The sequence below is a fragment of the Nostoc sp. genome, assembly GCF_036917155.1.
Taxonomy (GTDB): Bacteria; Cyanobacteriota; Cyanobacteriia; order Cyanobacteriales; family Nostocaceae; genus Nostoc.
Map to the genome: position 1 here is coordinate 1 of NZ_JBALDZ010000113.1, position 12,102 is coordinate 12,102.

The 12,102-nt window shown below is 39.6% G+C and carries 9 protein-coding genes; 5 read left to right on the top strand and 4 right to left on the bottom strand.

Annotated features, from left to right (window positions below):
• Positions 1–666: Rpn family recombination-promoting nuclease/putative transposase (locus V7K67_RS15905; RefSeq protein ID WP_335167358.1), on the bottom strand; the 666-nt coding region annotated here is incomplete at its 3' end.
• A 527-nt stretch (positions 667–1,193) separates the two neighbouring features.
• Here V7K67_RS15905 and V7K67_RS15910 point away from each other — a divergent pair.
• Positions 1,194–1,466 (top strand): toxin HicA, encoded by a 273-nt coding sequence (locus tag V7K67_RS15910; protein WP_334729231.1) that lies wholly within the window; start codon positions 1,194–1,196, stop codon positions 1,464–1,466.
• On the top strand, positions 1,459–1,785 hold the full coding sequence (locus tag V7K67_RS15915; protein WP_334729232.1) for a type II toxin-antitoxin system HicB family antitoxin: 327 nt from the start codon (positions 1,459–1,461) through the stop codon (positions 1,783–1,785). Before V7K67_RS15910 ends, V7K67_RS15915 begins: the two co-directional genes overlap by 8 nt.
• Positions 1,786–2,058: 273 nt before the next feature.
• On the opposite strand, the gene V7K67_RS15920 is transcribed toward V7K67_RS15915, so the two are convergent.
• Together V7K67_RS15920 and V7K67_RS15925 are read right to left on the bottom strand one after the other, a co-directional pair.
• Positions 2,059–3,783, bottom strand: a complete 1,725-nt coding sequence (locus V7K67_RS15920; protein ID WP_335167424.1) for a serine/threonine-protein kinase — start codon at positions 3,781–3,783, stop codon at positions 2,059–2,061.
• A gap of 207 nt (positions 3,784–3,990) precedes the next feature.
• On the bottom strand, positions 3,991–4,827 hold the full coding sequence (locus tag V7K67_RS15925) for an alpha/beta fold hydrolase (RefSeq protein ID WP_334711979.1): 837 nt from the start codon (positions 4,825–4,827) through the stop codon (positions 3,991–3,993).
• A 312-nt stretch (positions 4,828–5,139) separates the two neighbouring features.
• Here V7K67_RS15925 and V7K67_RS15930 point away from each other — a divergent pair, with 312 nt between their 5' ends.
• The 3 genes from V7K67_RS15930 (at position 5,140) to V7K67_RS15940 (ending at position 11,156) form a co-directional block, all read left to right on the top strand.
• Positions 5,140–6,672 carry a SagB/ThcOx family dehydrogenase gene (locus V7K67_RS15930; protein ID WP_335167425.1) on the top strand — a complete coding sequence of 511 codons (1,533 nt, stop codon included), beginning with the start codon at positions 5,140–5,142 and terminating at the stop codon, positions 6,670–6,672.
• Between the two features lie 625 nt (positions 6,673–7,297).
• Positions 7,298–9,622, top strand: coding sequence for a PAS domain S-box protein (locus V7K67_RS15935; protein WP_334729234.1), 2,325 nt, complete (start codon positions 7,298–7,300; stop codon positions 9,620–9,622).
• 10 nt (positions 9,623–9,632) lie between these two features.
• Positions 9,633–11,156, top strand: coding sequence for a hybrid sensor histidine kinase/response regulator (locus V7K67_RS15940; RefSeq protein WP_334729235.1), 1,524 nt, complete (start codon positions 9,633–9,635; stop codon positions 11,154–11,156).
• An 8-nt stretch (positions 11,157–11,164) separates the two neighbouring features.
• Here V7K67_RS15940 and trhO read toward each other — a convergent pair whose 3' ends face one another.
• Positions 11,165–12,079 (bottom strand): oxygen-dependent tRNA uridine(34) hydroxylase TrhO, encoded by a 915-nt coding sequence (gene trhO / locus V7K67_RS15945; protein WP_334729236.1) that lies wholly within the window; start codon positions 12,077–12,079, stop codon positions 11,165–11,167.
• Positions 12,080–12,102: the final 23 nt, after the last annotated feature.

Below are 12,102 nucleotides of genomic sequence, written 5' to 3' on the forward strand. Positions count from 1 at the left end.
TACGTTGGCGCGTAGCGCCAACGTACCGATGCACGCGATCGCATCAATTGAGTGGTAACAAGCACAGATCAGTCGATAACCCGCAACTTGGGTTAATACGAAGGTAGCAAAAAAAGCCATAACGGTTTCTAACTGGCTCAATTGCTCATCGGCGCGGAGAATTTGCAATGCCCGTTGCACAGTCGATTCTTCTGCACCTCCCTTGAGAATTGGAACAAAGGGAAGCAAGCAGGGAACAGGTTGAGTAAAAGCAATTTCCACATCGACTTCCCAGAGGTTAATAACATGGTAGTCTTGACGCGCCTGTAAACCTGCAAATTGCGATTCGTAGCTGGTGGGTATTTCAACATCACTTTCTTTGAGGATGTTAACTAGTACCGGATAGGTAGGCAAATTGTATTTTTCTTCTGCCAGTGCTGTATAAGCCCGCATCCGTTTGGGCATTTCAGGTTTGTAGCGTAATTGTAACTCGTTAAGTACGATAAATTCGCCATATTGGGGACTTGTGGCGCGGACTAATACATCACTCTCACGGCTAATCCACTGGAATTCAGAGTTGAGAATTTCACCAGATACAATATCGGGAATCTGTGTTACCCATTTTACCCAATTTTCGGGTGCGAGGCTAATTAATCGCTTGGTGCTAATATCTGCTGCTTTAGCCATAAGAGAATGTAGATGACTATAGTTGTAGTTTATGGCTCCAGGTTCGCCCATTTTAAATTGAGTTAGAAAAAAGCTGAACTATTTAATAGGGGTTCCACCCTGTAATACTAATGTGCTCTCGTGCTGACTTTGCGCGTAGTTTACCGCCGTAGGCATCGCATAAAAATAGAGTTTTTAGAGCTGGGTGGTAGTTCAAAGTAAATTTAGGGAAATTGCTAAAACCATTACTCCACCTAGATTTTCTGTTTTTCGGCAATTTCTCGAACTCCAAAAAAAATCAGCGAACCGGGAGTAATGAAGTACAAGAAAGCAAAATCTCTCTTTTTCATCAGAGAGTATTTGGCAATGAATAGGCTGAAACCTATATGTAGAAAGGATTTTTCAACCATTGACACTAAAATAGTCATCATGCTTGACATAGTATCAATATTGATACTATTATTAATTTAACGCTAAAACCAAGTTGCTTTTAATCTGTCATTTCGTAGACACGTTCTACTCATTGACTACAACTTGGTATAAAACGTATGTCACAAATAGAAAAACTCGTTGCCAAATTAAAGAAAAATCCTAAGAATGTAAACTTTACCGATTTAATGAAGGTTTGCAATCACTACTTTGGAGAACCCAGACAACAAGGAACGAGCCATTGTGTCTATAAAATGCCCTGGTCTGGAGATCCGCGTATAAACATTCAAGAAAAGAATGGAAAAGCTAAGGATTATCAAGTTAAGCAGGTTATAGACGCAATTGAAAAATTAGAAGCGATTGAAAAATTTGAGGAAACGAAAGATGGTTAACTACGACCACTACACCTATAAAGTTACTTGGTCAAGCGAAGATGAAGAATTTGTAGGATTGTGCGCTGAATTTCCTAGTCTATCTTTTCTCGATAAAAATCGTAATACAGCACTCGAAGGTATTACAGACTTAGTAAAAGATGTAGTAGCTGATATGGGAGCAAATAATGAAACTATTCCAGAACCCATTTCAGAAAAAAATTACAGTGGTAAATTTGTAGTTCGTATATCTCCAGAACATCATCGTAGACTAGCTATAGGAGCAGCAGAGCAAAAAGTTAGCTTAAATCGCTATGTAAGCCTTAAACTTGCGTGTTAAAGTTTTCGCTTTATTTATCCCAACGCCCTACAGCCCGTCATATCCAATCAATCGACCCCAATATGTTGCAAAAAAATTGTAGGTTGGGGAGCCACTGCGTTGCGCGGGTTAAGAGCGTTGTAGCAAGTGGCGTTGGAGGCTTTGCCAAAGCCAACATCCTGATATATGTTGGGTTGCGCTCCGCTCCACCCAACCTACATCTAATGTACAATTTTTTTGCTTGCCATGCCACTACAAGACTACTAAGATTTTTTCAGAAATCAAATATGATTCCTATAGATTGCTCGGTATTGTCTTAAACTTCTGTGCCGAACCCAAAGAATAATCTTCTAGCTTAAAATCAGCAAAAGGCTTCTTTTCTAACCTATTTCGTAGCGCCTCGTCAAGAATCACACCTGCTGATTTTTTTTTGACGCCAATGATTACAACATTTCTCTGATATGCAGTTAAATCCTGACTTGTTTGACAATTACTTCGCTGAAATTGACCCAAATTCAATAAGCGATATTTTTTGACATTTGGTGTATTAGTAAATATTTTTTTCACTAAAAGTTGTATTTGCTTAGAACGTTCTAAAGCTACACGTTCTTGAACTGCTATATCACTTTTACAAGAAGCTGTGCCTACAGAGATGATTTCGCTAGGAGCTTCCATTATTTTTTCTATACCTTCTTGCTCTAGGTTCAATTTTAAAAGGTCAAGACTAATAATTTCATCATTATATTTTATTTGAAAGTTACTATCTAAAAGCCATTTATATTCTGGTGATAAGACTGCTATATTAAACTCAGCTATCCTTCCCTGACTATCTCTACCTTCTTGATAAGAGAAATAATCTATGTTACCTTTTTTTTCTGGATATTGTCTATAATTTGAGGCTTCAGAGCCTTCTGAATCTCGCATTGCTAAAGCTAGTATACTCAGTAATCCTAACACTAATAGCAGTGCTGCAAAAAATGCTATTAGTGACACTTTTTCTGGTTGCTTATTTGGAATTAATAATTTGTTATTAATCGGTACAGGTAAACTTTCAATCTCAGAAAATTCTCGTATATTAGTATTTGTAGGATTATTTTTTATTAGCTGGCTTTCAATTTCTTCTAGGTAATGCAAAATTTCCTGGGCATTAACAGGGCGTTTTTCTATATTAGTTGCTGTTAGCCAATCAATTAAATTCAATAGTAAAGGTGAAATATGGATGGCATGATTTTGCCAGTGTAATAAATTGTGCTGGACATCATACATTTCTAAAGGATGGTATCCTGTAAGCAAAAATACAAAGGTGCGTCCTAAAGCAAAAAAATCTGATTGCGGTACTGCTTGACCATTCATTTGTTCTGGGGCGCTGTAGCCAGATGACATCAGTGCTGTCATCTTGTCGCCGTTGCTAAGTTGGTCTTGGTAGGTTTTAGTAATTTCACTGGCAGTGCCAAAATCAATCAGTACTAGATTTCCCCAACTCTTCTCATGGGAGGATCTAATGATGATGTTAGATGGCTTAATATCTCGATGTAGGTACTGTTTGCTATGTACTACATTCAAAATTTCTATTAACTGTCTTAACCAGTCTATGGCTTGTTCTTGGGATATGGGGCTATTTTGCTGCTGCTTTAGCCACTGTTCTAAGTTGTAGCCATCGATTTTTTCCATTGCGATGCAATGCAGTACTAAACCATTTCGGGTTTGATACTGGAAGTAACTATCTTCTTTGGGAATGCCGGGATGTTGGAATTGTCCCAACACGGTTACTTCTTGCTGAAATAGTTCTACTGCTTTGGCGTCGCCTGATAAATCCTCTTTGAGTATCTTGAGAATTTTGGGGGTATCTTTTTCGTATGCCTCATAAACTTTACTAAAACCTGTTTTGTCACTCAACAGACACGTCACCCGATAACGCCCTAGCAATTCCAGATGGGAACCACAACTTTGACAAAAACGGTTTTGATGATTATTCGGGTGATTTGGTTTGGGGCAAACGGGATTGATACAAAAGCTCATGAGTGGGGAATGGGGATTTGGGAGTGGAGGAGATGGGGGAGATGGGGGAGATGAGGGAGATGAGGGAGATGGGGGAGATGAGGGAGATGGGGGAGATGAGGGAGTGAGAAGAATTAATAATGCCCCATACCCCATACCCCATGCCCAATGCCCCTATTAATTCTTCTGTTGGTGTATGATAATCCCGTCCAATAATGATGAGATTTTTTATCTGTGTTCTGCTAAGAAAGCTGCCACTGTTTGATTAAATGCCTCTGGTTGTGTCAAAAATGGCCAATGATTGCCGGGAACTTGGCAGATACGTAAGTTTTGAAGATAGGTTTTGTAGGGTTGGATTTGCCAATTTTGGCGGTTCAGTCCTTGTTTTGGCTGGACGAATAGGGCAGGGGTGTCAAGGGGAATTGTAAAACCGGGCACTTGCATTACTGCCTCAAAAATCCCGTCGCGGGCGGCTATGGTAAATTTGCTGCCCCAACTCCCATCGGGTTTTTGTTCTATTCCTGCTTGGAAGACTTGCTGCTGTAAGGAACTCCATCCTTCATATTGCTTTAACTGCCGTGCTTGTTGTTCGGCTTCTTCATGACTGGCAAAGGGACCCATGCTTTTGAGAAAAGGCAAGAAGCGATACAACATTGGAAAAGTTACCCTAAGAAGACTGGGCATTTTCCAGATGAAAATCGGATCGACTAGAATTATACTCCGTAAACGCTTTGGGTTTTGTCTTGCCCAGATGGCGGCTAATTTGCCTGTCCACGAGTGACTTACAATGTGAGCAAAATTCCATCCAAGATGATCCATGAGTGCTTCAAGGTCTGCGATCGCACTCTCAAAGCTATAATCTATTTCTGGTTTAGTACTTTGGCCATGTCCGCGCATATCTGGCGCAACGATGTGGTAGTCTGCCGCCAAGTAATCTCCTAAACTAGACCATACCAGAGCATGGTCGCCTAAGCCATGTAACAGCAATAAAGGTTCTTGACCTTGATTCCACTCCAAATAAGAAAGTTGGATATCAGGCTTTGATAAAGTTTGACGTACAGGCATCATTGCACATTTAGCCGTAGATAGTTTTGCGCTTATATGGTACTGCGGAAGATGGGACTGGGAACTGGGGACTGGGGACTGGGGACTGGGGACTTGGAACTTGGAACTTGGAACTTGGAACTTGGGAGTGGGGACTGGGAGACAAGGGAGAATAACTAATCCCCAATCCCCAATCCCTAATCCCCAATCCCCAATCCAATTGTTACCAAATACCACTTTATGACTCTGAGGATTGTACCAATTGACACGAAACAATGAGGCTAATGAATGCCAAGATCAAGAAAAGGATGGCCCAAGGATATTAAAAGTACTATGCCAGAATTACACCAATCAATTGCCCAGCATTATCACGAACGGACTAAATACAACCCTGAGACTCTCGCCTCTAAAAGTCAGCGGTTAGACTGGACTAAGCAGCCAGTGCCCTTTAAAGAGTACAAAATTGGCTCTACTTTTGATCTCAAACCCTATATCCAAGAAAAACCAGAGGCTTATGCTAATAACCCGGATGCTCAATGGTGGCAAAGACTTTCGCGGCTGTTGTTTCGCAGCTATGGATTAACGGCGAAAATGCCTTCTATGGGTAGTGCGGTGTATTTACGTGCTGCTCCCAGTGCAGGCGGATTATACCCTGCTGAGGTGTATGTGGTTTCCCGTGGTACGTCGTTATTGCCACCTGGTCTGTATAACTACCAGTGTCGGACTCATTCTCTCATGCATTATTGGGAAAATGATGTTTGGCAAAATCTCCAAGCAGCTTGTTTCTGGCATCCTTCTTTAGAAAATACCCAATTAGCAATTATTGTGACTGCGGTTTTCTATCGTTCTGCGTGGCGCTATGAAGATCGAGCTTACCGTCGAATTTTTCTGGATACGGGACACCTGTTGGGTAATATCGAATTGGCTGGTGCGATTACTGACTATCGCCCTCATCTAATTGGTGGCTTTGTTGATCAATCAGTCAACGATCTGCTTTATGTTGATCCGCAACAAGAAGGTGCGATCGCTGTCTTACCTCTAGCAGACTTGTTAGATATTAATCAAAATTTACCATTGGGATGTACTGCTTTACCTTCCGCTACCGAAACTAGTTATCCCCAAATCCCCGATGGCGAACTACTAACATATTTCCATCGACACACTCATATCCAATCAGGTGTAACTGGCAATCTCAATCTACCAACTATTAAACAAGAAAAATCTTTGGAGGATAAATACAATTTTCCTTTCTGTTTAAAAATTCCCACCAATACTGCACCTATAGATTGGGGACAAAAGCTGTCAGAACTGGAAATCACTATGTACAAGCGACGCTCTACCCGCGCTTACAATGGTGATGATTTAAACTTCGATGAATTGAAAAGTTTACTCGATTTCACTTACCAGCCACAAAATTACATCGACCAAAGTTTAGATATTTCTCCAGACTACTTTGATCTAAATTTAATCGAAACATTCATTGCTGTTTGCGGAGTCAAAGGATTGGAGGCAGGTTGTTATTATTATGCACCGAAAGCCCAAGAATTACGCCAAATTCGGTTTAAAAACTTTCGCCGAGAGTTACATTTTCTCTGTTTAGGACAAGAATTAGGGCGAGATGCAGCAGCAGTATTGTTTCATACAGCCGATTTGAAATCTGCGATCGCACAATATGGCGATCGCGTTTACCGTTACTTACACATGGATGCCGGTCATTTGGGGCAACGCCTGAATTTAGCAGCAATGCACCTGAATGTAGGCGTTAGTGGCATCGGTGGATTCTTTGACGATCAAGTAAATGAAGTCTTGGGTATTCCTACTGATGAAGCCGTTTTATATATCACTACGTTGGGACGGACTAGATAAAAGATCGCGCAGGCTACCGCAAATAACACAAAGTCCACAAAGATTCTTTGCGTTTTTCTTTGCGAGAAGCTGTGCGTAGCTTCTCCGGAAGAGTATGCGCTATTTGCATTTTTTCAATCGATAAGGTTGCAAAAACTGCCCATAGTTTGCTAAGAATACTGATGATGAATATAATTTTTCTTTAAAACCCACCCTTAAGCAACCCCAAGTACTCATTCAAATGGAGTAAATTTTTCCTACGAAAAAATAAATATCTTAACAATCTCACAGAGTAAAAACATTGGTTAATTTCAGTCTATGCTTTAGAGCAATTCTTTGTGAAACTTTACAATATCAGGCTTGATGAGACAAGTTACTTAAGCAACCTGTTCTATGGAACATCACAGGTAATCGGTACTAGTACAAGAAGGCAAAAGTCAAAAGAAAGAATGCTTATTTTGTAAGCTTTCTGGCTCTTTTGAGTGGGTGGTTTATTTACGCCGTGTTGTACTAGCTAATCTAATGTTGTATTACAAACGTTAAGAGAAATACGATTTTTATTTTGCAGATTTTACAAAAACTCAATTTTTTAAATTTCAACAAATTAAATCTGGCATTTAACAAAAATTTTGTCACAGAATCACCAATGCTATTTCCTGAGAATGAAAGTCAAAAGAGTTTTAATCTTCTTTTCTCTAAAAATCCTAACCCAATGTGGGTATATGACGAGAATAATCTGCAATTTTTAGATGTAAATGAAGCTGCTGTTCTCCATTATGGCTACTCACGAGAAGAGTTTTCGCAAATGCGAATAACTGACATTCGCCCTTCAGAAGATGTCTCTCTCTTGCTGGAATATTTAGGACAAAATCACTCTAACTTACATTTTGCGAAACAATGGCGACATCGGCGAAAAGACGGACAGATTATTGATGTTGAAATTTTCACACAGACAATAGACTATAGCACTTATAATGCTCGTTTAGTTAATATACGAGACATCACAGAACACAAACAAATAGAAAAAACTCTTCAAGAAAGTGAAGCTAGGTTTCGAGTTATTTCTGAAGCTATTCCTGTTCCATTCACTATTTCGCGTGTGTCTGATGGATTGATATTATACGCTAATACACAATTGCTTCAAACATTTCGGCTTTCTCCAGAGTATTTAGTTAATCGTAAATCTTTTTTAGAATTATATCATGATTTGGCAGATTTAGAAGCAGTTTCAAAGATTCTTAATCAACAGGGTTTTATTCATAATTATGAACTCCAATTAAAAAGGGTAGATGGGACTAATTTTTGGGCGATCGCTTCATTACAATATTTAACCTTTAATAATGAATCAGCAATTTTAACAGTATTTAATGATATTAATGACCGCAAAAATGTTGAGACAAAACTCCAAGAGCAAAATGAATTTTTACGGATAATTTTTGAGAGTATACCTTTAATGATTGCCCTTTTTGATGCTAATGGTAAACTTCAGTGGGTAAACCAAGAATGGGAAAATATTCTTGGTTGGAAATTTCAAGATTTCCAAAGCCGTGATGTCTTGGAAGTGTTATATCCTAATCCTGAATATCGACAGTATGTAATTAATTTTATTCAGTCTGCACAACGTAATTGGGGTGACTTTAAAACTCAGGTGCGCGATGGTCGTTTACTAGATACATCTTGGACTAATGTTTACCTTTTAAATGGTCAAATTATCAGTATTGGACAAGATATCACAGAACGTAAGCAAACTGAACTAGCTCTAAAAGCCCAAGCCGAGCGGGAGCAATTGATGCGAACTGTTGCTCAACGAATTCGTCAATCTTTGAATCTTCAAGATATTCTGAATGCAACAGTTCAAGAAGTACGAGATTTACTTGGTGTTGATCGAGTAGTAGTTTATCAATTTGACTCAGAGATGATCGGCACAATTATGGCGGAATCGGTGGAAGATGGATGGACAGTTTCTTTGGGCGTAGAGATTCATGATACGTGTTTTCAGACAGATACAGGAGTAGAGTATTATCAGGGAGGTAAGCGAGCGATCGCTAATATTTATGAAGCTGGACTAACTGATTGCCATATTCGCCTGTTAGAACGGTTTGAGGTGAAAGCAAATTTAGTTGTGCCTATTTTACTAGAAGCAGGCTCTCAAAACCCTGGTTCTCACCTTTGGGGTTTACTGGTTGCTCACCAATGCTCTGGTTTTCGTGAGTGGGAAGAAAATCAATTAGATTTGCTCGATCATCTCACAGTCCAATTAGCGATCGCAATTCAACAATCTAGCATCTTAGAGCAAGCTCAAACTGAACTTGTTCAAAGACAAAAAGCTCAAGTCAAGTTAAAAGCTGCCTTAGCTGAAAAAGAAGTTCTCTTAAAAGAAGTTCATCATCGAGTTAAAAATAATTTGCAAATTGTCTCTAGTTTATTACAGCTTCAGTCACAAACACTCAAAGATCCAGAAGTCATCAAAGTTCTGCGAGAAAGTCAAAATCGAATTGAGTCAATATCTCTAATTCATAAAAATTTGTATACTTCAGCAAATATTGGAAAAATTGATGTTGCTGATTATATCCACAATTTGGCTGCAAGCTTACTAATTTCCTATCAAATATGGCCTAATAGAATTGCTTTAGAAACTGATATAGATCCATTGAGTTTGAATGTTGACCAAGCTATTGCCTGTGGATTGGTGATTAACGAATTAATCTCCAATGCTCTCAAGCACGCTTTTCCCGATCAACAAGTAGGCACAATCAGTATTGCTTTACGTAATGCTGGCAATAGTATCGAAATGACTATCCGAGACAATGGAATTGGTTTACCAGATAATTTAGATTGGAGAAATACTGATTCTTTGGGTCTATCGTTAGTACATGACTTGGTTACAGAACAACTGGAAGGCGATATCACTCTAGAACGCAATCATGGAACAGTATTCAAAATCAAATTCACGCAGTTAACTTTGCATTAGTAAATATCAAATGGGTCAAGCTAGGATTTTAGTCGTTGAAGATGAAGTGATTGTGGCTAGAACTATTGCTAGCCAACTTAGTCAACTAGGATACATTGTTACAGGTACCGCCTCATCTGGAAAAGTTGCCATTGCTAAAGCATCAGAAACTCAACCAGAACTAGTATTAATGGATATTATTCTTAAAGGTGAGATGGATGGGATTGCTACTGCTATTCAGATTCGCGAGCAGTTAGATGTACCTGTAATTTATTTAACTGCTTATGGCGATGAGCATACTTTAGAAAGAGCGAAAATTACCCAACCTTTCGGATACATCGTTAAACCATTTACTACAAAAGATTTAAGAATAGCGATCGAAATCGGTCTTTTAAAACACCAGTTAGAACGCGAACTACGGGAGAATCGAGATCAGTTAGCAACCCTTTTAAACTCAATGAGTGATGCTGTAATTGCCGCAAATGAGCAGGGAAGAGTAACATTTATGAATCCTGCGGCTGAGGCACTGACTGGCTGGCAGCAAAAAGATGCTTTAGGAAATGAGGCAGCGAAAATTTTTCATATTGTCGATGAAGTGACAGAGACTACATTAGAAAGCCCCGTGACAAAAGTGCTGCGCGAGCAACAGGTTGTTTATTTAGGGGAGTTCACATCTCTAATTACAAAAAACGGCAAAAGAGTTCCAATTGGTGATAGTGCTTCACCACTGAAGGGACGATCTGACCAGATAAATGGTGTAGTAGTTGTTTTCTGGGATCTTAGCGAACGACGGCAAACCAAATTGCTAGAGCAAGCATTGCAGAAGGAGCAAGAACTTAACCGTCTCAAGTCCTTGTTTATCTCCACTGTATCTCATGAGTTTCGTAATCCTCTGACTGTTGTTCAAACGGCAGTAGAACTCATAGAAATGCAAGGAGCAAATTTGACCAATGCAAAAAGAGACATTTATTTAAAGCGAATTCAAGGTGCTGTGCAATCTATGGAAAAGCTCATGGAAGAAGTGCTGTTTATGGGTCGAGCGGAAGCAGAAAAACTCATATACAACCCTACTCCCCTTAATTTAGAGCAATTCTGTCTAGACTTAATTGAAGATTTTTCAATTATTGAAAGCAATGTGTATGAAATTATTTTTACCTGTCATAGCGAGAATACGTCCGCTGTCATGGATGAAGTACTCTTACATTACCTGTTTGCAAATCTTCTCTCAAACGCGCTTAAATATTCTCCCAGAGGTGGCAAAATTCAGTTTGATTTAATATGCGACCCAATTGAGAAAGCAGCAATTTTCCATATTCAAGATCAAGGTATGGGAATTCCTGAAGCAGACCAAGCTCGAATTTTTGAATCATTCTACCGAGCATCAAATGTTAAATCAATTAAGGGTACTGGATTAGGATTAGTAATCGTTAAAAGGTGCGTTGATGCCCATAGGGGTCAAATCAGTGTCACCAGTCAAGTTGAAATCGGTACTATATTTACAGTAATTTTGCCTTTAAATTCCGAATTATCCTTGACGGAAACTTCTGAATTATGAATTATTCTTCAACTCAAATCCTGATTTTTGTTACCAATTTGGGTTTGGTAATGACGCCATTTTGCCTGCTGACGCGTTCTTTTCTCTTCGGTGAGACTATCGAAACAATAGGGACAAGAGATACCTTGCTCATATTTGGGAGACGCTTTATCTTCCTCAGAAATCGGACGCCCACAACAGAAGCAGCGCTCACAACTCCCTTCCTCTAACCCATGACTCACAGCTACCCGCTCATCAAAAACAAAACATTCCCCTTCCCATAAACTTTCTTGTGCTGGAACTTCCTCCAAATACTTCAGAATGCCACCTTTGAGATGATAGACTTCTGCAAAACCTTGGGCAAGCATGAAAGATGAGGCTTTTTCACAGCGAATGCCCCCTGTACAAAACAGAGCAACCTTTTTGTGTTTAGTTGGGTCGAGATTATTTAGCACATAATCGGGAAATTCCCGGAATAATTCAGTTTGGGGATTTTCCGCCCCTTGGAAAGTACCGATATTCACCTCATAATCATTGCGGGTGTCAATCACGGTTACTTCTGGGTCAGAAATTAAATCATTCCATTCTTGGGGATTGACATAAATCCCAACTTGCTCATTTGGGTCAATTTCCGGCAACCCCAAAGTCACAATTTCTTGCTTTAACCGCACCTTCATCCGCTCAAAGGGTGGGGTTTCGGTATAGGACTCTTTGGATTCTATATCTGCTAGACGAGGGTCAGAACGCAGAAACCAGAGAACAGAGTCAATGGCCTGACGCGAACCAGCAATTGTACCATTAATTCCCTCCAATGCCAGCAAAATCGTCCCCTTGACACCTTGCCCTTGGCAGTAAGATAGTAGAGGATCTCGTTTCTCGGCAAAATCTGGCAGTTTGACAAATTTATACAGTGTTGCGACAACTTGGATATTTTCTGGCTTCATCCCTTTGGTAATTGCACAATATA